Below are 21,471 nucleotides of genomic sequence, written 5' to 3'. Positions count from 1 at the left end.
CCCGGCCGCCCTCGTCATGGTTGACCCCGCTAATGGGGTCTAAAATGGAAGAGGGCGCAGGCAGTTCCGCCGGCGCCATCCCGACTGTCTAATCGACAAGAGGACACTCCGATGAAATATGTTGATGGTTTTGTAGTGGCGGTGCCGGCCGCCAATAAGGAGGCGTATCAAAAACTGGCCGCCGCGGCTGCACCGCTGTTTAAAGAATTTGGGGCTACGCGGGTCGTCGAATGCTGGGGCAATGATGTTCCCGACGGAAAACTCACCGACTTTCGCGGTGCGGTTAAGGCCGAGACCGACGAGGTAGTGGTGTTCAGTTGGATCGAATATCCGTCAAAACAAGTTCGCGATGATGCCAACCAGAAGATGATGGCCGATCCGCGCATGAAAGCGCTCGGCGATCAAATGCCGTTTGACGGTAAACGTATGATCTTCGGCGGCTTCGAACCTATCCTGGACCAGTAGCGGAGGGGTATCGTGAAAATTACCCAACACCTGTGGTTTGAGAAGGATATGGAAGCGGCGCTGCGTTGCTATATCGCTTTGATCCCCGGCTCTTCCCTGACCTGGCAATCCACCTTGCCGGCCGATACTCCCAGCGGCCCGGCCGGCAGCGTAAAACTGGCGTCTTTTATCCTTGGCGATCAGCGCTATGCAGCGATTGAGGCCGGCCCGTTGGATGCTTTCAATCACAGTTTTTCCATTATGGTCGAATGTGCCGATCAGGCAGAAGTCGATCGACTTTGGCAAGCGCTGAGTGACGGTGGCAAGGTTGAGCAGTGCGGTTGGCTGCGCGATCGCTGGGGGCTGAGCTGGCAGATAGTTCCCAAGCGGTTGGCCGAACTGATGAGTGACTCCGACAGTGCGAAGGTACGCAGGGTCACCGAAGCGATGCTGCAGATGGTCAAACTGGATATCGCCGGATTGGAGGCGGCGGCGCGCGGATAAGATTACGCGGGTTGATGCCCCGTAGCATCCAGAGTTACGGGGTATTTAAGGTGATTCAGCATCACTCAAACCGTCAGTACCGCTGATAAATTGACGAGCATCATCTTTTTGCATCAATTCTGCTCACGCAAGGCTCAAATTTTATCATTTGTCAGCCTGGGGAAATCGCTGCACCCTAGAGCTAACCTTATGCAGCGCAGAGAACAACCATGGAAAAGACACAGATTCAGCAGCTGGTTAAGCAATTCCCGCTGGTGCAGGAACTGATCGAACTAAACCCGGTAACCTGGTTCAACCCACGAGCGACCACTTTGCAGGCCGGGTTGCCGTTCGTTGGGCTGGATGCCGCAGACGTGGCCGACGCAGAACAACGTCTGGCGCGTTTCGCCCCTTATCTGAGTGCCGCCTTCCCGGAAACCCGAGCCGCAAATGGCGTGATTGAATCTGAAGTGGTGGCGCTTCCTGCAATGCAAACTGCGCTCGACCAACGTTATGGCTTGTCGCTAGCCGGGCGGTTGCTGTTGAAAAAGGACAGCCATCTGCCAATTTCCGGTTCGATCAAGGCGCGCGGCGGTATCTACGAGGTGCTGGCGCATGCGGAAAAACTGGCGCTGGCAGCGGGGCTGCTGCAGCTGACGGACGACTACGCCAAGCTGTTCTCGGCGGAATTTCGCGAATTCTTTGGCGGTTACCGCATTGCCGTCGGCTCGACCGGCAATCTGGGGATGTCGATCGGTATTATCAGCGCCCGGCTGGGGTTTAGCGTGAGCGTGCATATGTCGGCGGACGCTCGCGAATGGAAAAAACAGAAGCTGCGTGACAATGGCGTCAACGTGGTGGAGTACGAACAGGATTATGGCGTTGCCGTTGAACAGGGCCGTTTGCAGGCGGCGAGCGATCCGCGCTGTTTCTTTATCGATGACGAGAATTCACAGACGCTGTTTCTGGGCTATGCCGTGGCCGGTGGCCGCCTGAGACGTCAGTTTGCCGAAAGTGGCGTCCAGGTTGATGCTCAGCACCCGTTGTTTGTTTATTTGCCTTGCGGCGTTGGCGGCGGGCCTGGCGGGGTGGCCTTTGGGCTGAAACTGGCCTTTGGCGACCATGTACACTGCATCTTTGCTGAACCGACGCATTCACCTTGCATGTTGCTTGGTGTGCATACCGGCCTGCACGATGGTATCGCGGTACAGGATCTGGGCATTGATAACCAGACCGCGGCGGACGGGCTGGCGGTAGGGCGCGCATCCGGCTTTGTCGGCCGGGCTATGGAGCGCCTGCTCTCCGGCTTCTACACCCTCAGCGACCGCGAGATGTTTGCACTGCTGGGGTTATTGGACAGTCATGAGCATATTCAGCTCGAACCTTCAGCATTGGCGGGGATGCCGGGGCCGTGGCGCGTGACGGCTGACACTGAGTGGTTGGCGGCTCAGGGCTTGAATGAGCAACAAATGAAAAATGCCACCCACCTGGTGTGGGCGACCGGTGGCGGCATGGTGCCTGAGGCGGAAATGGCCAAGTACCTGGCCAACGCGCGCCAGTCGATTTAGTGGTTTAGCAGCGAAAGTTCCTGTGAGCCTTCGAGCAGGATCGGCAGGATACGTTCGGTCAGTTCGCTCAGCGGGACATGGCCGGCCTGCACCCCAACGTTTAACGCGGCAGTGACGCCGCCGTTGACCGAGGTAATCGGTACCGCGATGGATCGCAGACCGATTTCCAACTCCTGATCGTTAATCGCGTAACCCTGAGCGCGAACCTTATCCAGTTCTTCCCGCAGTTTATCAATCGAACTCAGGGTGTATTGCGTGTAGCGCGTCAGGGTGATGCGTTGCAGGTAATCCTCACGCTTATCAATCGGCAAATGGCTCAACAGCACCCGGCCCATCGAGGTGGCGAAGGCCGGCAGGCGGCTACCGATGTTCAGATCTATGGTCATGATGCGTTCGGCAGAGGCACGGGCGATATACAAAATATTGTCGCCGTCCAGCGTGGCGATAGAACAGGACTCATTCAACAACTGGCTGATGTGTTTCAGCACCGGCTGGGTGGCTTTCGCCAGCGGCGTGGCACCGAGATAGGCATGGGCCAGCGTCAGGATCCGTGGGCGCAGCTCAAAATTTTTGCCGTCCTGCGCGTAAACAAACCCCAGCTTGTTCAGGGTATACAGGCAACGACGCACCGCAGCGCGTGGAATGCCGGTTTTCTGGCTGATTTGTGAAATCGACATCAGACGACGCTGCGGAGTAAAAGCCTGGATCACCTCAAGGCCGCGGGCCAGCGAGGCCATAAAATTGGGGTCGCCCTTAAAGGGATCGCCGCTGGCGGCGGACACTAAACTATCAGGCGCGGTGATTTCTTCGCCGTCGGTGATTTTGGTCATCACAATCTCCCAGGGAGCAGTGCTTACAGCGCCAGATAGCGCAGGGTGGCCACCACGGCCAACTGACGGATATGACGAACCTGATCTTCCGGCGGTTGATGGCTTTCAAACAGGGCATTAAAGGTGTACTGGTTGGCAACGTAGTGGAAACAAAGGCTGCTGATCAAGCGATGCACGTCGGCTGCGCTGGCGTCCGGCGTGAACAGTTTTTCTTGCTTGCCGCGCAGCAAGATATCTTCCAGCAGGGTCAATGCACTTTGATTTAACGCCTTAATGCGTGAGGACTGGCGTATATACTGGCCGCGCATCATGTTTTCCATACAGATAACCCGGATAAAATCGGGGTGTTCAGCATGGTAATTAAAGCTTTCTTCGACCAAACGAGTCATGGCTGCAACCGGGGCTAATGCTTGCAGATCCAGCCCGGTTTCATGTGCGCGAATATGCTGATACACGTGTTCCAGCACCTCCAGGTACAGTGATTCCTTGGTCTTGAAATGATAAACCACCATGCGTTTGGTGGTGGCCGCGTGCTCGGCAATGTTTTCCATGCGGGCACCTTTCAGACCGGCCTCGGCGAACTCGGCCAGCGCCGCAGCGAAAATACGCTGTTTCAGCCCGACAGGGTCATTTTTGCGTTTAGTCGCGGGGAGATCATCATTGTTCAAAACATCAGTCACTTATCTTGGAGGAACACCGGTTAAGAGTAACTGGGGTGACCCGGTAATACAATCCGCTGCCGCTGCGCTTTTGTGAACGACGTCATATTGCTCACACGTAAACCCTGGCGACGATAACTGCAGGGTTGGGAAGATCCCTCTCACAATTTGACAACATTATTTTCCGCGTGCCCAGGGTGTATTTCCGGTCAGCAAAGGGCATTTATGGCTCAATTCCAGCGTATTGTCTTGTCGGTGAAAGCTGTCGTGGTTTTTTTGATGGTGATCGAACGTACCATTGGGTTCAATGAGCGCCAGGTTATCAATAATCTCCGTTGCCGAGCCGCACGGGAGTTCTTACAGTAGACGCCAGAATCTTTAATCTCGGTTCGATTATCGAACATTTGCATTTATTGGCGTCTGTACCAAGGAAAAATTGTGGCTTCAAACGAAATTGATGTTCGAACGCTGATCAACGATCGTCCGATATCCGGTTATCAAAAACTGATTATTCTGCTGGGTTTTATCGTTATTGCGCTGGATGGCTTCGATATTACCCTGATGGGGTTTATTGCTCCTGAGCTGAAAAGCCAGTGGGGCGTCAGCAATCAGCAACTTGGCATGGTGATTAGCGCCGCGCTGGTTGGCCTGACGATCGGTGCGCTGCTGGCCGGCCCGCTGGCCGACTGGCTGGGGCGTAAAGTGATCATTATCAACAGCGTGTTCTTTTTTGGCCTCTGGACGCTGGTCACTGCGTTTTCGCACAATATCGATCAAATGATATTTTTTCGTTTTATGACCGGGTTGGGGCTGGGGGCGGCAATGCCGAACGTCGGCACTTTAATCTCCGAATATGCGCCGGAAAAGAAACGTTCCTTCATTATCACCGTGGTGTTTTGCGGCTTTACCTTCGGTGCCGCGCTGGGCGGGTTCGCGGCGTCATGGGTCATTCCACAAATGGGGTGGCATGCGCTGCTGTTGCTCGGTGGCATATTGCCGCTGCTGAGCGTTCCGCTGTTGATAGCCAGGCTGCCTGAGTCGGTGAGGTTTTTGGTTACCCGGCGAGCCAGTAATCAACGCATTGGCAAAATTGTGGAAAAGCTGGCGCCGGGCAGTACCAATGCCGAAACCCGTTATACGCTGCCGCCACTGGTGGCGCCTGGCAAGGGAGCCATGCAGATTGTGATCTCGCGGCAGTACCGCCTTGGCAGCCTGATGCTGTGGCTGGGTTATTTCATGGCGCTGTTTCTGGTTTATCTGCTGGGCAGTTGGTTACCGACGCTGGTAAAAGGCATCGGCATGAGCGTGGCGCAGGCGGCGGTGATTACCGCGCTGTATCAGGCCGGCGGTACCTTAGGCTCGCTGTTTGCCGGCTGGCTGATGGATAGGGTGGATCCACATCGGGCGCTGGGCATGATTTACCTGCTGGGGGCGGGGCTGACATTGTCGATTGGCCTGGCGTCACACAGCAGCCTGATGCTCGGTGTGTTGGCACTGGCCTGTGGTTTTTGCCTGAACGGTGCCAATACCGGCATGAACGCGCTATCGGCGCATTATTACCCAACCGAGGCGCGCGCCACCGGGTCGAGCTGGATGCACGGCGTTGGGCGTATTGGTGCCATCCTGAGCGCCTTTGCCGGTGCGGAAATGCTGGCGTCAGGCTGGGGGTTCGACCGCATTTTTGCCATTATCGCCATTCCGGCGTTGATCACCGCCTGTGCCATCTTTATCAAAGGTGCCAGAGGGTATAACCGTCAGGCGCAGTTGGTCAGCCGGGAAACCGCCAAAGGCCTTTGATCTCACTGGCTGAGCCGTTGCAATTGGATTTGATCGGCCTGCCGCGCCTGCTCTGCCAGTGAGGAAAACTGTGCCGGACGATAGAATGTTTTGGGCACCGGCAGGCGGCGCATATCTCTGCCTTTATGAATTTGCAGTTCGCCCAGATGGCTTAAGGTGAACCCGGCTATTTTCACCGGCATGGTCAAGCGATACGGCGGTGCCTTTTCGAAAGGCACTTCGGTAGGAATTCGGTTTTCGCCAAGCGAGTAATTCCGTTTCAGGACTAAAAATTTATCGGGCACCCGGCGTTTGCTGTTCCACCAATCGCCATCGACCTCACGGAATTGGCGTTCTGTTTCAGCCTCATTGACTGCCTCAAGGCCGATTAAAGCTTGTGAAAGCGCCTTATCCATCGCCAGATTGTAGTTTTCCACAGAGCCGGCATGTCCCTGCAAAATCACGTTTACCGCCAGCCTCGCTCCCAGCAAATTTGCGTAAAGGTCTTCCGGTGAAAAAGCAGAAATTTCCTCAGAAAATCCGGCGACAGACTGGAAGTCGTACCACTGGGCGATTTCATGCCACTGTGCCAGTTGAAACGCCACATGCCCGGCCAGCCAGGCCGCCAGATTATATCTGTCGGTCATCGATGCCGGAGGGGTAAACGCGTAAAACTGAGCGCGTCTGAGCCCTAATTCCTCACTGTAAAACAGGCGCCATTCGCGGCCCAGTTTCGGATACAGGCGGGTAAAGAGATAAAAGGTGTTATCGGCGGTATCGCGAACATGGGCGATATCAATAAACCCGCCGCGTCGCGTATAGATAAGCCCGTTGGCTTCGTCGCTCAGACCAACGATATTTTTCACCGCGCCCAGCGCACTGTCATTGTAGTGATGGTGGCCTAGCGTACTGAGTGAGAGCAGGTTGCCAATTTGATAAACGGGAATCGGGATGCCGGCCGCGCGCACCTGCAGGTTATAGCCAAATGCACAGCAGGGGCGAAGTGATTCCGGTGGCGAAAGGTTTTGCGCGACGGGCCAAATGCGTCTTGCCTGCTCAAAGGGTAAAATGTCGGTCTTGCCCGGTTGCGCCTGTGCCAAACTGGCGACAACCAACGACAGGGCGAGAAAAAAAACACGCATTAAAAGGCCTCCGCGACCTGAAAATAAAATCCTGCGCTCTCACGTCCCACGCCGAGATCGAGTCGCAGATTCATATTAGGTTTTATTTCAAAACGATAACCCGCACCCAGGGTCGGCAGAATAGGGTGTTGTCCCATTTTATCCAGGCTGCCACCCAGCGAGCCGGCGCCTAGCCAGAGTACGTAGCCGTGCCGCCAGTTTAATTTTTTGCGGTATTCGATTTGGCTGCTCACGACATCTTTGTCACGGTAACGCCCCTGATAATAACCGCGTAATCGGCGGTCATCACCGGCCTGTGAAAGGCGATCCCATGGCACATCTCCGCGGGAAAAACGTCCCCAGGCATCGAATGCCAGCACGTCATTGTCGTTAAGCGGAAAATAGTAATTGTATTGCAACTGCAGAGCGGTGAAATGGGTATCCGAACCCAGCGATGGATCAAACAGGCTGTAGCTGGCACTGGCATACTGCCCTTTTTTCGGCTGCGTGATGGCGTCGCGGGTGTCGTAATTGAGGGCGAAAGTAGCACCGGAACTCAGCGGCGTGGTGGAGTCCGTATAGCGAGAGAAGGTATCGCCAGGCTGCGGATCATCAACTTTGGCATTCAGCGTGGAAAAATCCCAGCCAACACCGGCATAAAGATTATCGACCAGCCGATAAAAAACCTGCGGATGAACGCTAAACGAATCCTGAGTATATTTCTGGCTCGAGCCCTGCGCCGCATCGTAGCCCACGCCCCAGAATTCCGTCGGGATCTTGGCAACCGAACCTACCACAAAGAGACGCCACTGATCATCGCTAAAGAACGTGTAATTGTTCAGACCCAACCCCAGGGCGCCACTGGTGCTGACAAAACCGGTAAATGAGATAGATGAGTTTTGCGTGACCTGATCGTGTGGATCGACCCGATAAAGCCCGGCCGCTGCCGCCCCCAAGCCCAGTTTTAACTCAGGGGTATAAAAAGGGCCGGGTAACACCGTCCAGTTCACGCCTTTAGCCTGGTTGTATTGGTCGTCGGCCCCCATGGTGCCGAGAAACGCATCAATGGATTCACGCGTAAGCATCTCCGCATGAATAGGGGCAACCAACAGGCTCAGTAGTCCACTCAGGAACCGCACGGGTATCTTCATTAGAATCGATATTCACCCGCCAGGAAAAAACTGTTTCGCTCATTGAAACCGACCTCGGCCAGGACGTTGAAGTTCTGTGTGAGTTCGTACTGCGCCCCAATCAGCGTATTCCACGGCGAGGAGAGATGCTGTTTGACATCAAAGCGCCCGGCGTTGTCCTTATTCACGGCGTCAATCAATGGCTGAAGTTCTGCCGGCATGTGCAGATCTGAAATATTGCCTTTAAACTCCTGGTCCACATCCTGATACATGCTGCCAATCCACAAGCTCAGGTGAGAAGGGCCAGAGATGGCTGGCATATCAAAGCGATAGCCCACGCGTGGTGAAACCGTAATGGCTGATATTTTGCCATCCAGAATGTCAAACTCCGTGCGGGTATAATTGGTGTCAACCAGTGCAAACCATTTCTCATAGCCCCCTGCCAGGGTAAACCCGGTGCCCCAGGTGGTACCTTTAAAGTCGAGAGCAAAATCAATGTCCTGCAGATCGCCATTTTGATTAAGGCGATGGACCGCAGAGGCGATGATACGGTCGATACCGGTGTATTTCGACGGATCGGCATCGACAGAAACCTGGGATAAAGATGACCCTCTGGTGTGCCCGACCAATCCATAAATGTTTAAAAAGGGGAAGACCCACATATCCAGCCGAAGGTTCTCGCTTTTGCTGCGCTGGCGTGTCTTCCCGACATCAATATTGAACAGATCGCTGGGGATTGGGTGATCGCCGAGTTTCAGACCGGAAAACGTAATGCTATCGACATCAATATTCTGACGTATATTCATGTAACTGAGATTGACGCCAAACGGCAGCGGAATGCTATAGCCGCGTGCGCGGGCCTCATCCCCCCAGATAGGAAAGGTGCTGTCGCTTTGAGCCGGGGCATGGGTTGCCGCACCAAAGGCGGCACCCGACCATAGCAACAGGGGGAGAATCATTCGTTTTGCGTACTGGAGCGGGAGATGATTGCCGCTATTTTGGCAATGCCACGGTATTGTCATTATTTGATTCTCCACGTCAGGCAAGGAACCAGCAGGGCACTCAAGTTTGTCATGAGGGTTTATCCGGTTGCACGGCCGGCGCGGTGTACCAGTGATCCTGACTGACCATCACCGCATTTTCGGGCTGAAGTACGAAGTTAGGCGACATAATCTGGACGTTAAATTCATTGAACACATCCTGAATGTGGCTATGTAATTCGCTTTTAACGCTTGCCAATGCTTCGCCGGCACCCAGCTTGACCTGTAATTCATAGGCGATGTACCAGTCCATTAAACTGAGCTGACGAACAAGAGGAGGAACCCGGTTGTCGATACCCCTGGTGCGATTGGCAGCAAGTTCCAACATCGCGTGGACCTGACGCCATGGAGTGTCGTAGCCAATAGTCACGCTGGTGGTCAGATTCACCCCATCACCGGGCTTGAGTGCGCTGAGATTGGTTATTTTCCCGCTGACAACAACGGCATTGGGTACTGTTACAACGTAACTTTCGCGGGTGAGGATTTTAGTGGCCAGCATCCCGACTTCGCTGACCAGGCCTTCATTGTCACCGATCCTGATAAAGTCGCCTTTGCGCAGCGCACGCGAATAAGTCAGTACCAATCCGCTCATGGCATGGTTCATCAACCCGGCCGAGCCGAGGGTTAGCATCAGCCCAAAGAAAACGCTGACGCCTTTAAATGCCAGAGAGTCGGCACCCGGTAAAAAAGGATAGGCGGCCGACAACGCAAACAGCCAAACCATTACCGAAATCAGTTTGCGTGTGGCGCCTACCGTTTCGGGATGCAGACCTGGCACCACCAGCTTTCCGCTCTCGACGCGTTTTAACAGCACTTTGAGCAGTTTGAGAATAAAACCGGTCAGCAAAAAGATAATGGCGACAATCGCCAAGCCAGGGAAAGCAGACACAATGGATAGAGTGACTTGCTGTATCACGCTGATAGACCAGTTACCCAGTGAGTCGCCCCAAATGCGCGTCCACGGAAATAACCGAAATACCCAGCTCAACCAGATATAAAAAGCGCCGATGCTCAGCAAAACCATCAGCAGCGCATACAGGCGAGATTCAAAAGCCCCGAGCACCATACGCCAGCTTTGCGGGATCCATCCTCGTTTGAGCGCAATTCGGGTGGCATAAAACTTTTTAACTCGTTGCCAGGATTTGAATGCTGCGTAAAGTACCAACCCCAGTACCAGGGTTCCGGCTGCGCTTTTCACCACCGCAATGGCCAGATAAGCAGAGGAATATTGTTCCAGCAACGCCGAGCGTTGGGCATTGAATCTTGCGAGTACTCGTTGGGAAGCCTGATCAAGCGTCAGATCATCTCCTTCATCAAGATCTCCCTGCGTTAATAACATAAATGGCTTGCCGTTAATGCTAAACAGCCGTCCCTGCTGGTTATAGCGCTTTATGACATGAACCTGTACCGGCTGGCGGATGTCTTCTTCGGTGAGGGAGCGCAGGGTGTTGCGGATGCGCAGAACGCGTTGTTCCGGGGTGGTAAAACCAAACTTTGCCTGCAGCATGACTATCGGTTGATGAAAGATATAAAGCGTGCGGGCTTTTTCTTGTTCGGTGGCGAGTTGGCGCGGTTCAGCGCCAAAACACAGGGAAGAAATCAGAAATAACAGACAGCAAACAACGCCATTCACTTTCTTGCTCATGGTTACCTGCCCAGTCAGTAATTTATTTTTATTATTTTGTGCTCTTCAGTTTCAGCTTAGCCCAGACGCTTGTGCTTTCAAGTCGCTCAATCAAGCTCGGTTTTTGCGACGTGCAATTAAAACTGCCGGTCGAAGCAGACTGAATCCCAAAGCCAGACAACGGCTGAGTAAATGGCCATGGAACAGGATCAGGAATGGTTTCATCAATGTTAATTGGCTCACAGAACCCATACGCCATCCTTTCCCGTAAAAACATGGCATCCAATTGATAATAATACTCTTCCTGTAAAACAGTCCTTTTCTCGTTCGGTTATCGCACGCTAATTAATTTAACAATATTGAAACTTATTGTTGGCGATGCTTTTATGGGAAGGCGATTAACGAACCAAGTTTCGATAATCGCACAAATGCGACTTTGCCAGGGATAGGCCTGGCCGTTACCGCCGGGGCTATTTAGCCTGGCCAACCCAGGAAGCGCACTATGTCCCAGTCAAATACCATAGAAATTCAATCATTTATTAATAACAACCCGTTCTCCCGCTACCAGTGGCTGATCCTCATTTTGTGTTTTCTTACCGTGGCGCTGGACGGCTTCGACACTGCGATCATCGGTTTTATCGCCACCTCGTTGGTACAGGACTGGGGAATAGAGAAAACCTCGCTGGGGCCGGTGATGAGTGCGGCGCTGGTGGGGCTAGCCGTGGGGGCGCTCACCGCCGGGCCGTTGGCGGATCGCATCGGTCGCAAGAAGGTGTTGGTGCTGTCGCTGGTGCTGTTCGGCGGTTTCAGCCTGTTGACGGCGTTCGCCACCACCTTGCCAATGCTGACATTGCTGCGCTTCTTAACCGGGCTGGGGCTGGGTGCGGCAATGCCGAACGCGGCCACCCTGATGTCGGAATATGCGCCGGAACGCAAGCGTGCGCTGCTGGTCAACCTGATGTTCTGCGGCTTTCCGCTCGGGTCATCGATGGGCGGTTTCGTTTCCGCCTGGCTGATCCCGCACTTCGGTTGGCAGAGCGTGATGGTGCTGGGCGGCGTGATGCCGCTGCTGTTGGCGGTGGTGCTGATTGTCGCGCTGCCGGAGTCCGCCCGTTTTATGGTGGTGCGTGGCTATCCGGCACAGCGTATTGCCGCGGTGCTTAAGCGCATTGCACCACTTAATTTAACCGAACTGCCGCGCTTTAGCCTGGTTGAAGAGGGCCAGGTGAAAGCCAAATCGGCACTGGGGGTGATTTTCTCTCCACGCTATCTGTTGGGCACCCTGATGCTGTGCCTGACCTACTTTATGGGCCTGATGATCTTCTATCTGCTGACCAGTTGGTTGCCGCTGCTGATCCGTGAAACCGGCGCATCCATTCGTCAGGCCTCGTTGATTACCGCGCTGTTTCCTTTGGGCGGTGGCATTGGCGTGCTGATCATCGGTTGGCTGATGGATCGCATGAATCCGCACAAGGTGGTGGCGGTGGGCTATCTGTTGACCGCGCTGTTTGTCTGCGCCATTGGCTACGTTTATACCGATCCCATATTGATGGCGGTGACGGTGTTTATCGCCGGTACCTGCATGAACGGCGCACAGTCCTCAATGCCGGCGCTGGCCGCCGGTTTTTACCCGACGCAGGGACGGGCGACCGGTGTCGCCTGGATGCTGGGGCTGGGGCGTTTCGGGGGCATTCTTGGCGCGATGAGCGGCGGGGTGCTGATGCAAATGCAGCTGTCATTCAGCACCATTTTCACCCTGCTGGCGATCCCGGCGCTGGTGGCAGCACTGGCGCTGATAGTCAAACATTTTGCTACCAGGGCAACGGCATTGGCCGGCTCGCTCAATAAGGCTTTATAAGGAGATAACCATGCGTACACAAATAGCAATTATTGGTGCCGGTCCGGCCGGATTGATGTTGTCACATCTGCTGCATTTGCAGGGCATTGAGTCAGTGGTATTGGAAACTCGCGGCCAGCAGGCGGTGGAATCCACCATTCGCGCCGGAGTGCTGGAGCAGGGAACGGTCGATTTACTCAATCAAACCGGGCTGGGTGAGCGTATGCGCGCAGAAGGGGCGCAGCACCATGGCATCCGGCAGGCATTTGGCGGTCAACAGCACCGGATCGATCTGACCGAACTGACCGATCGGGCAATCACCGTCTACGCCCAGCATGAAGTGTTGAAAGATTTGATTGCCGTGCGGCAGGCGGCAAACGGACAGCTCCATTTTGAAGTGGAACAGGTGGAACTCAAGGCGCTGGACAGCGAGCGGCCACAGGTGCATTACCGGCATCGGGGCGAGCAACGGCGAATTGACTGTGATTTTGTCATTGGCTGTGACGGTTTTCACGGCATTAGCCGGGCCGCGATGCCCGGCGGACTGCGACAGGACTATACCCGGATTTATCCCTTCGGCTGGTTCGGTATTCTGGTGGAGGCCCCTCCGTCCAGCGATGAGCTAATCTATGCCCGACATTCACGAGGATTCGCGCTGATCAGCACCCGTTCGCCTGGCGTTCAGCGGATGTATTTCCAGTGCGACCCGACGGAAAACGTTGAGCAATGGTCGGACGATCGCATCTGGAACGAACTGGAGAGCCGGCTGGAGAATCACGATGGCTGGTCGCTGAAAAAGGGCCGTATATTCCAGAAAAACGTGGTCGGCATGCGTAGTTTTGTAACCGAGCCGATGCGATGTAAACGCCTGCTGTTGGCGGGCGACTCAGCCCATATTGTACCGCCGACCGGGGCCAAGGGGCTGAACCTGGCGATGGCGGACGTTTGTCTGCTATCGCAGGCACTGGAGACGTTCTATCGCCACAAAAGCTGGCGGCGGCTGGACAGCTACAGCGACGATGCTTTGCAACGCGTTTGGCGTGCGGAACATTTCTCCTGGTGGATGACCAACATGTTGCACACCCGCAGTGACGACAGTGCGTTCCAGCAACGCTTACAATTATCGGAGCTGCAATACACCGTGAAGTCGCGCAGCGCCATGACGGTGCTGGCGGAAAACTACGTCGGCTCACCGTTTCAGATGATGTGACCCGAGAAATATCACAAAAACCAATAAATTCGCTCAATGTACCGATAATCGCCCAGCGTCGCGTTTAGCGGTCTTGACGCTGCTGACCGCGCCGCGCCATCATCGGATACTCGTCTTTTTGCCTGGAGGAACTATGGAGTTACTGACGCCGCTGCTGCGGTCTTCGGCGGTGACCCCTTGCTTTAGCGATACCGCTACGTTGCAGGGAATGCTGGATTTCGAAGCAGCGCTGGCCAATGCACAGGCCGGGTTGGGCATTATTCCTGCCGAAGCTGCGCAGCACATTAGCGAGGCTTGCCACAGCCATTTATTTGATGCGGCCGATCTGGCACAGGCGGCCGCGCAGGCAGGCAATCTGGCGATCCCGTTGGTTAAGCAATTAACCCGCCAGGTGGCACAGCAAAATGCCGAGGCTGCACGTTTCGTTCATTGGGGGGCAACCAGCCAGGACGCCATTGATACCGGGTTGATACTGCAATTGCGGCAAGTCATCGAACTGACGCACAGCGATTTGAACCGGCTGATTGCGGCGTTGGTGTCACAAATGACTCGCCATCAGGATTGCGTGCTGGTCGGCCGCACCTGGATGCAACACGCTTTACCCACCACCTTGGGGTTAAAGCTGGCGGGCACGCTGGATGCCTTGTTGCGCTATCGACAGCGGCTGGATGAAATGCGGCCCCGCGTGTTGGCACTGCAATTGGGGGGCGCCGCCGGCACCCTGGCTTCTTTGGGTGAGCAGGGAAGTCTCCTGGTGACGGAGTTAGCCAGCGGGCTACAACTGACCGCCGCAAATACTCCCTGGCACAGTCAACGCGATCGCCTGCTGGAGATCGCCGGTTGGTATGCCGGGTTATGTGGCTCGCTGGGCAAACTGGCGCGTGATATTTCGTTACTGACACAGACCGAAGTAGCGGAAGTTGCTGAACCGGTGGCGGCTGGGCGCGGTGGCTCTTCGACCATGCCGCACAAGCGGAATCCGGTGGCCTGCGCGGTGATCCTCGCCGCGGCCAATCGGGTACCTGCGCTGGTTGGCGGGTTATATGCCGCCATGGTGCAGGAGCATGAACGCGGCCTGGGCGGTTGGCACGCCGAATGGGAAAGCCTGCCGGAGTTGGTGATGTTAACGGCGGGGGCGTTGCACACGGCGGGTGATCTGCTGGACGGGCTGCAGGTGTTTCCGCAACAGATGGAACATAACCTGAAGTTAACCCACGGCCTGATCATGGCCGAGGCGGTCACCATGGCATTGGGTGAAGCGATTGGCCGCCAGCAAGCGCATCAGCATATCGAAAAACAGTGTCATTTGGCGCTGGCACAGCAGCTCACGCTGCTAGAGGTGTTACTGGACGACCCACTGGTTATGGCGCATTTATCTGCCCAGCGGCTGGCCGAGCTGTTGGATCCCCAGCAGTACCTCGGCAGTGCAAAAGTCTTTACTCAGCGGGTGCTGGAACAGGCCGCGGCCGCAACTTCAGGAGCAAATCAACATGAATGATCAACAACGTTATCAGCAGGGCATTGAGGTGCGCAGAGCGGTACTGGGGGATGCACATGTGGAACGTACCCTCAGCCAGCTCACCCCGTTAAATGAAGAGTTCCAGGATTTTATCAGTCGCTATGCCTGGGGGGAGATCTGGACCCGACCGGGGCTGGCTCGTCATACCCGCAGCCTGATCACCATAGCGATGCTGATCGCCCTTAACCGCGAAGCCGAACTGCGCATGCACCTGAAAGCGGCGGTGAACAATGGAGTGACTCGCGAGGAGATTAAAGAAGTACTGATGCAAAGTGCGCTGTACTGTGGCCTGCCGGCGGCCAACTCGGCGTTTCATCTGGCGGCAGAAGTGTTTGCCGAACAGGACCGGGAAGCCGATTAAGCAGAACGCACTGCGCCAGCGATACCACGCACGGTGGAGATAAATGCCAGTACGGCCTCGCTTAATTCACCGTCGTTACGGGTCAGAATGCCTACCGCTTCTTCCATTCCCTGAGTCGGCAGCGGCAGCGGGATCAACTGACCGGCGGCAATATCGGCTTTCACCGCGCTGGAAGGCACAAACCACAGATAGTCAAATTGCAGCGTCATCTGACGGGCCAGCGAAGCGGACAGCGTTTCTATGTATTGGCCGGGCAGACTGAAGCCCTGGGTTGAAAGCAGACTCTCGGTGTTGTGGCGCGGCACCGTGCCCTTCGGCGAGATAATGGCAGGATAATGCAGCGCGCGCTCCAGAGTGATGGTCTCACTTAACAGTGGGTGCCCCGGACGCGTCACCATCAGCAGTGACTCCAACAGCAACAGCTCGAAAGCCAGCCCGCTCATCATTTCCGGATCGGCCATGCGGCCAATCGCCACGTCAATCTCACCCGCTTTGAGCTGTGCCAGCAACTCGGCATTTTTGCCGGTAATCACCTGAATGCGTGAATGTGGGTGGGCCTGCTGATACTGGCCGATGGACTGCGGCAGCATGCCCAGTGCGGTGGTCGGTAGCGCACCGATACGTAATACCCGTGCAGGTGCATCGTCGAGCCGGTCAAGCGCGTGCCCGGCGGCGGTCAGCGCCTCCAGCACCCGCGTGGCATAGCCGAGGAACTGCTCCCCCTGTTCGGTCAGCAGGGTTCCCTGGCGGTTACGCACCAACAGGCGGTTGCCAGTTAGCGCTTCCAGTTCGCTCAGCGTCTTTGAAAGTGCGGGTTGGCTCAGGTTCAGCTTATCGGCTGCGCGGCTCAGCGAGCGTTCCTGCGCCACGGCAACAAAGCCGTTGATGTGGCGTAAACGCATGCGTTGGATGAATAAATTTGCTTTTTTCATCCCCCAGTGTAGGGAGTTTTTCCCATCGCTAACAAGTGACGGCGGCCGCATTTTTGCACTGACGTACGATTTTTTGCGGCCGCAGACTGGCGGCGTTTACAGGTCGAAGAACACCGTTTCGCCTTCGCCCTGGATCACGATATCAAAACGATAGACCAACTCTTCACCCCGGCGTTCTGGCTGGGCAATCAGCGTTTTTCGCCGTACCTCGAGCTCGATCAGGTTCAGTACCGGATCCTGCTGATTAGCGGCATCCTCATCGGCAAAATACAGCCGGGTGTGCAGGCCAATATTGATACCGCGCGCGACGATCCACAGGTTAATGTGCGGTGCCATCATCCGGCCGTCCCGGCCACAGACGGCACCCGGCTTGATGGTTTCAAAACGGTAGAGACCGGTTTCAAAGTCGCTGCAGCTGCGCCCCCAGCCCCGAAACGCGGCATCCAGCGGTTTGTTTTGTTGCTGGTCGCCGGGGTGGCTATAACGGCCGTGACTATTGGCCTGCCAGATTTCCAACAACACATCGCGGATAAGGCTGCCGCTGCCGTCAAACACCCGGCCTTCCAGGGTAATGCGCTGGCCCTGAGTTTCCGGCTGGGCCAGTACCTGGCCGAAGTTATTCTCAAAAATCTCAAAACCCGCGGCCAGAGGAGCGAGGCCAATGTGCACATAAGGCCCTGCGGTTTGTGACGGGGTTTCCTGTAGGTAGTTTTGCGGCATCATGCTTTCCCCTGCAGACGGTTTTCAAACAAGGTGGCGCGGTGGCCGCGTAACACCAGATCGAAACGATAGGCCAGGCTGTCCAACTGTACCGCGGCGGTTTTGTCCAGTCCGGCAATCAGTGAGCGCACCGCATCGTCATTTTTGATGGCGCGCACGATGGGGCAACTGGCAATCAACGGGTCGCCCTCAAAGTACATTTGAGTGATCAGCCGTTGGGCGAAAGCGCTGCCGGAAAGCGAGAAGTGAATATGCGCAGGGCGCCAGTCATTGACCCGGTTGCGCCAGGGATAAGGGCCGGGTTTGATGGTGCGGAAAAAGTAATAGCCGTTTTCATCGGTCAATACCCGGCCGCAGCCGCCAAAATTGGGATCTATCGGTGCCAGATACTGATCCTTCTTGTGGCGGTAACGCCCACCGGCATTGGCTTGCCATACCTCGACCAGCGCATTGCGCATCGGCAAGCCGTTTTCATCACGAACGTAGCCGTGCACGATAATCCGCTCGCCGATCGGCAAGCCTTGTTTGGCGTAGTTGAGGATCAGGTCGTTATCCAGTGCGCCGAGTTCGTGTTGGCCAAATAACGGCCCGGTGATCTCGGACAGTGAGTTTTGCAGGGATATCAGCGCATTTTTAGGTGAGCGCAGCACGCTGGTTTTATATTCCGGTGCCAGCACCGGCGGATGGCGATCGTAGTTACGTTGGTAGAGTTCATCTATCTGGCTCATGCGGAAATCCTCATGGCGTAGGCAGGGTGCAGAGGGCTGATCTGTTTTGGTTTAATGTCAGCACGAAGGGGAGAACAGCTTTCCCTATCCCGAGTCTCGCAAGCCAGGGTGTTACAAGAAAGTGAAATTTAGCGGTGTTTTGCATAACCTGAGGTTATGTTCGTGAGGAAAGAATTGCGATCACGTAACAAAGCCATTACAGATTTGCGGGCCAATGATGCAAGAGAAAATATCATTATAATTCATTGATATATGAATATTTATGTGTTCACTACCTCCTCAAATCGGAACAGTCATAAGTATCGCTCAGGTGTGAAAATTTTTCATATGCGTAGGAAATGAATCACTACAGGTCTACATTGCTGATAAAAATCAACCGATTATAAACCTGCAGTATCTCTTCCTAAACCGGCATAGTAATTGATGAAATATTTTGTTTCACTTGTTGACATTTTACTTACGCATGGCAATATCACCACAAAGAGAACGATAATCATTATCAACAATTTTTTGCTCACTGAAGCCGGAGGGTTACTCTTTGGCGGCTTGGCAGGAGAATATTTAGGTAATGGAAAAAAATAAAATCGATCCTGCACTCGATTCAGTTCCTTCACAGAGTGATTCAAATAAAATATTGAATGACCCTAATTGGGGGGATGCGCATTTTCGAAAAATACCAGGGTTAACCGGTGGCAAGTATAAAGAAGCTTTGCAGAGGTCAGTGGATGACCCATCCTCGTGGAATAATTCAATGAAGCAAAAATGTACTCGATGTCATTAATGAGGTGACAGGTTTGAATATTTTTATATACATCATGATTTACATTTCTTGGTATGGAGCTTTCTTTCTTCTAAAGAAGAGATTGTATAAATTAAATACTTTATACTCTCTAATTCCTGCATTTTTAACGCAGGTTATAGTTGAGAAATTTTCCTAATAAAAATAAATTTTTTAAGTTATATCGCTTATCGAGTTTTTTAAATAGGGACGGAGAATCTTAGTGAAAATAATTTCTGGTTTAAATTAATAAGCTTGATGGCTTTATCGTTTTTTCCATTTTATGCTTTCTCTATAGAAAAGCCTATAGAGAAGTAGGTTTAAGGGCGGCAACGCCGCCCTTAAGAAAATAGATATGACTAAAGCTGTTCGCCGTTGCTGGCGATCACGCGGCGGTACCAGTCGAAGCTCTTCTTGCGCGATCGCTCCAGCGTGCCGGTGCCGTCGTCGTGTTTGTCGACGTAGATAAAGCCGTAGCGCTTGCCGTATTCACCGGTGGTGAAGGAAACGCAGTCGATACAGCCCCACGGGGTGTAACCAATCAGATCCACGCCGTCTTCGATCACCGCTTTTTTCATTTGTTCGATATGCGCACTCAGATAATCGATGCGGTAGTCATCGTTGATTTGACCGTCGGCCTCGACCTTGTCGAAGGCACCAAAGCCATTTTCAACGATAAACAGCGGCTTCTGATAGCGCTCGTAGAGCACGTTCAACGAATAACGCAGGCCAACCGGGTCAATCTGCCAGCCCCAGTCGGAGGCTTTAACATGCGGGTTCGGCACATTGCCGGGGAAACCGAACATCGGGTCGCTGCTGCTGACCGCATCTGCCTGCAGGGCGTTGCTCATGTAGTAGCTGAAACCGATGTAATCCGCGCAACCTTCACGCAGGGTTTGCTCGTCCTGTGGCTGCATTTCTATCTGGAAACCTTTGCGCTGCCAGTCACGCAGCAGGTACGACGGATAGTAACCGCGCACCTGAACGTCGGTGAACAAATAACGCTGGTGCATGGCTTCGACGCTGTACATCACGTCATCCGGCTTGCAGGAGAACGGGTAGAAGGGCACGCAGGCCAGCATACAGCCGATTTTGAACTCAGGGTTAATCTGGTGGCCCAGTTTCACCACCTGGGCGCTGGCAACGAACTGATGGTGCAACACCTGATACAGCGTTTGTTCCGGGTTTTGTTCTTCACTGTAGACCACGCCGGAGCAGCAGTAGCCGAACAGCGGATACTGGTAGTTGCTCTGGTTGTTGATCTCGTTAAAGGTCATCCAGTATTTGACTTTGTGCTGATAACGGCGCAGTACCACTTCACTGAAACGTACAAAGAAATCAACCACCTGACGGTTTTTCCAGCCGCCATACTCTTTCACCAGATGATAGGGCATTTCAAAGTGGGACAGGGTGATCACCGGCTGGATATTGTATTTGAGCAGCTCATCAAACAGATCGTCATAGAATTGCAGACCGGCTTCGTTCGGCTCCAGTTCGTCACCCTTGGGGAAAATACGCGTCCAGGCGATTGAGGTGCGGAAGCATTTGAAACCCATCTCGGCGAATAGCGCGATATCCTGCTTGTAGCGGCCGTAGAAATCCACTGCCTCATGGTTAGGATAACGATAACCTTCAAGTACGCCATCGGTCATTACGCGATCCACGCCGTGCGCGCCACCTGACAGTACGTCAGCAATGCTTGGGCCTTTACCGCCCTGATCCCAACCACCTTCAACCTGGTGTGCGGCGACCGCGCCACCCCACAGAAAATCTTTCGGTAACTGTTGCTGTTTCATCGTTGGTTTCTCATTCGCTTATTAATGAAAGGTAATGAGAAGATACTAGCAAGCTGGAATGGAATGTCACGATATAACAAAATAGTGTTCGGGTAACTTGTCACATTAAAAAAACAGGCTGTTTTATTTGGCGGCGTTAATATGGCCCAACCGCTTGCCGATGGTTTCGATAATGTAAATGACCGGGATCTGGGTGGTGATGTTATGTTGCCCAGCGATCAGCTGTTGGGGAACGTGATAGGAGAGGTTGAAGTCCGCCATACGCGCCAGCGACGAGGTTTCGTTGTTGGTGATGCTGACGATTTTGCAGTGGTGCAGGCTGAACTGGCTGGCCAGGCGCAGGATCTCTTCGGTTTCACCAGAGACGGAAAGCATAATCGCTACCGCACTTTTATACATGTCGCTATTGACCGGATAATAAGGGTCATCAATATGGGTGCTGAATTTCCCTACGTTGGAAAAGAAACGAGCGCCATATTTCCCCAATGCCCCCGAGGTACTTACCCCGACGAAAATAATGCGCTCGGCGGCGGCAATATGTTGCACCGCCTGGTCAATCAGCTGATTAAATTCGTCGTTGTTAATGCTCTTAAAGAAACTGATTATTTCGCTGGTGCCAAAGTCTACCGGCGGCGCTTCGTTTTGCTCAAGATATAACTTAAAGCGAATACGGAATTCGGAATAACCCGCGCAGCCCATTTTCTTGCAAAAACGCAATACGGTGGTGGTGGACACCCCGGCGGCCTCGGCCAGCTCGCGGATGGTCATATACATCACCGCGTTTTTGTTTTTGATGACGTAGTTATAAATCATCAACTCCAGCGTATTGAGTTCGGCAATGGCTTTATGGGTAAACATAGACCTATCCGGCGAGTAACAACAGACCTTAATCAGAGCGGGCTAACATAACAAATT

Annotated in this window: 19 protein-coding genes; 8 read left to right on the top strand and 11 right to left on the bottom strand. The window is 54.1% G+C overall.

The window, feature by feature from the left end; translation table 11 throughout:
* Nucleotides 1–111: 111 nt before the first annotated feature.
* The 3 genes from ACSOSI_RS13440 (at nucleotide 112) to ACSOSI_RS13430 (ending at nucleotide 2,495) form a co-directional block, all read left to right on the top strand.
* Nucleotides 112–465 (top strand): DUF1428 domain-containing protein, encoded by a 354-nt coding sequence (locus ACSOSI_RS13440; protein ID WP_476705604.1) that lies wholly within the window; start codon nucleotides 112–114, stop codon nucleotides 463–465.
* Between the two features lie 12 nt (nucleotides 466–477).
* Entirely contained in the window at nucleotides 478–948 is a 471-nt protein-coding gene (locus ACSOSI_RS13435; RefSeq protein ID WP_135344286.1) for a VOC family protein, read from the top strand.
* 209 nt (nucleotides 949–1,157) lie between these two features.
* The gene (locus ACSOSI_RS13430) at nucleotides 1,158–2,495 is read left to right on the top strand and encodes a D-serine ammonia-lyase (RefSeq protein WP_012145243.1); all 1,338 of its coding nucleotides are present in this window, start codon (nucleotides 1,158–1,160) and stop codon (nucleotides 2,493–2,495) included.
* On the opposite strand, the gene ACSOSI_RS13425 is transcribed toward ACSOSI_RS13430, so the two are convergent.
* Complete coding sequence (locus ACSOSI_RS13425) at nucleotides 2,492–3,325, bottom strand: IclR family transcriptional regulator domain-containing protein (protein ID WP_012145242.1); 834 nt, start codon at nucleotides 3,323–3,325, stop codon at nucleotides 2,492–2,494. The genes ACSOSI_RS13430 and ACSOSI_RS13425 overlap by 4 nt on opposite strands.
* A 23-nt stretch (nucleotides 3,326–3,348) precedes the next feature.
* Complete coding sequence (locus ACSOSI_RS13420) at nucleotides 3,349–3,993, bottom strand: TetR/AcrR family transcriptional regulator (RefSeq protein WP_261098449.1); 645 nt, start codon at nucleotides 3,991–3,993, stop codon at nucleotides 3,349–3,351.
* Between the two features lie 426 nt (nucleotides 3,994–4,419).
* On the opposite strand from ACSOSI_RS13420, the gene ACSOSI_RS13415 reads away from it, so the two are divergent.
* Entirely contained in the window at nucleotides 4,420–5,781 is a 1,362-nt protein-coding gene (locus ACSOSI_RS13415) for an MFS transporter (RefSeq protein ID WP_413469846.1), read from the top strand.
* Nucleotides 5,782–5,783: 2 nt separating this feature from the next.
* On the opposite strand, the gene ACSOSI_RS13410 is transcribed toward ACSOSI_RS13415, so the two are convergent.
* From ACSOSI_RS13410 to ACSOSI_RS13395, 4 genes are all read right to left on the bottom strand, one after another.
* Entirely contained in the window at nucleotides 5,784–6,902 is a 1,119-nt protein-coding gene (locus ACSOSI_RS13410; protein WP_476705603.1) for a DUF4056 domain-containing protein, read from the bottom strand.
* Nucleotides 6,902–8,032 (bottom strand): BamA/TamA family outer membrane protein, encoded by a 1,131-nt coding sequence (locus tag ACSOSI_RS13405; protein ID WP_476705602.1) that lies wholly within the window; start codon nucleotides 8,030–8,032, stop codon nucleotides 6,902–6,904. The genes ACSOSI_RS13410 and ACSOSI_RS13405 overlap by 1 nt, the downstream gene beginning before the upstream one ends.
* The gene (locus ACSOSI_RS13400) at nucleotides 8,032–8,970 is read right to left on the bottom strand and encodes a hypothetical protein (RefSeq protein WP_165366730.1); all 939 of its coding nucleotides are present in this window, start codon (nucleotides 8,968–8,970) and stop codon (nucleotides 8,032–8,034) included. Before ACSOSI_RS13400 ends, ACSOSI_RS13405 begins: the two co-directional genes overlap by 1 nt.
* A 112-nt stretch (nucleotides 8,971–9,082) precedes the next feature.
* Nucleotides 9,083–10,696 carry a mechanosensitive ion channel family protein gene (locus tag ACSOSI_RS13395; protein ID WP_115184633.1) on the bottom strand — a complete coding sequence of 538 codons (1,614 nt, stop codon included), beginning with the start codon at nucleotides 10,694–10,696 and terminating at the stop codon, nucleotides 9,083–9,085.
* 481 nt (nucleotides 10,697–11,177) lie between these two features.
* Between ACSOSI_RS13395 and ACSOSI_RS13390 the strand changes: the two genes are divergently transcribed.
* The 4 genes from ACSOSI_RS13390 (at nucleotide 11,178) to pcaC (ending at nucleotide 15,602) form a co-directional block, all read left to right on the top strand.
* Nucleotides 11,178–12,533, top strand: a complete 1,356-nt coding sequence (locus ACSOSI_RS13390; protein WP_017892905.1) for an MFS transporter — start codon at nucleotides 11,178–11,180, stop codon at nucleotides 12,531–12,533.
* A gap of 10 nt (nucleotides 12,534–12,543) precedes the next feature.
* A complete protein-coding gene (locus ACSOSI_RS13385) occupies nucleotides 12,544–13,722 on the top strand; it encodes a 4-hydroxybenzoate 3-monooxygenase (protein WP_476705601.1) in 1,179 nt (392 codons plus the stop codon).
* Between the two features lie 133 nt (nucleotides 13,723–13,855).
* The gene (locus ACSOSI_RS13380; RefSeq protein ID WP_476705600.1) at nucleotides 13,856–15,220 is read left to right on the top strand and encodes a 3-carboxy-cis,cis-muconate cycloisomerase; all 1,365 of its coding nucleotides are present in this window, start codon (nucleotides 13,856–13,858) and stop codon (nucleotides 15,218–15,220) included.
* Nucleotides 15,213–15,602, top strand: a complete 390-nt coding sequence (gene pcaC / locus ACSOSI_RS13375; RefSeq protein ID WP_476705599.1) for a 4-carboxymuconolactone decarboxylase — start codon at nucleotides 15,213–15,215, stop codon at nucleotides 15,600–15,602. Before ACSOSI_RS13380 ends, pcaC begins: the two co-directional genes overlap by 8 nt.
* Here the strand turns inward: pcaC and ACSOSI_RS13370 are convergent.
* The 5 genes from ACSOSI_RS13370 to ACSOSI_RS13350 form a co-directional block, all read right to left on the bottom strand.
* On the bottom strand, nucleotides 15,599–16,534 hold the full coding sequence (locus ACSOSI_RS13370) for a LysR substrate-binding domain-containing protein (RefSeq protein ID WP_041418570.1): 936 nt from the start codon (nucleotides 16,532–16,534) through the stop codon (nucleotides 15,599–15,601). The two genes, pcaC and ACSOSI_RS13370, sit on opposite strands and share 4 nt — an antisense overlap.
* Before the next feature lie 96 nt (nucleotides 16,535–16,630).
* Complete coding sequence (pcaG, locus tag ACSOSI_RS13365) at nucleotides 16,631–17,254, bottom strand: protocatechuate 3,4-dioxygenase subunit alpha (RefSeq protein ID WP_476707272.1); 624 nt, start codon at nucleotides 17,252–17,254, stop codon at nucleotides 16,631–16,633.
* A complete protein-coding gene (pcaH, locus tag ACSOSI_RS13360; protein WP_476705598.1) occupies nucleotides 17,254–17,982 on the bottom strand; it encodes a protocatechuate 3,4-dioxygenase subunit beta in 729 nt (242 codons plus the stop codon). The genes pcaG and pcaH overlap by 1 nt, the downstream gene beginning before the upstream one ends.
* A 1,137-nt stretch (nucleotides 17,983–19,119) precedes the next feature.
* Entirely contained in the window at nucleotides 19,120–20,556 is a 1,437-nt protein-coding gene (locus tag ACSOSI_RS13355) for a 6-phospho-beta-glucosidase (RefSeq protein WP_012145228.1), read from the bottom strand.
* A 123-nt stretch (nucleotides 20,557–20,679) separates the two neighbouring features.
* Complete coding sequence (locus ACSOSI_RS13350; RefSeq protein ID WP_012145227.1) at nucleotides 20,680–21,414, bottom strand: MurR/RpiR family transcriptional regulator; 735 nt, start codon at nucleotides 21,412–21,414, stop codon at nucleotides 20,680–20,682.
* Between the last annotated feature and the right edge of the window lie 57 nt (nucleotides 21,415–21,471).

The sequence above is a fragment of the Serratia sp. AR11 genome (assembly GCF_056376275.1).
The sequence above is the reverse complement of the archived record's forward strand: the minus strand, read 5'-3'. Positions and strand labels throughout refer to the sequence as shown.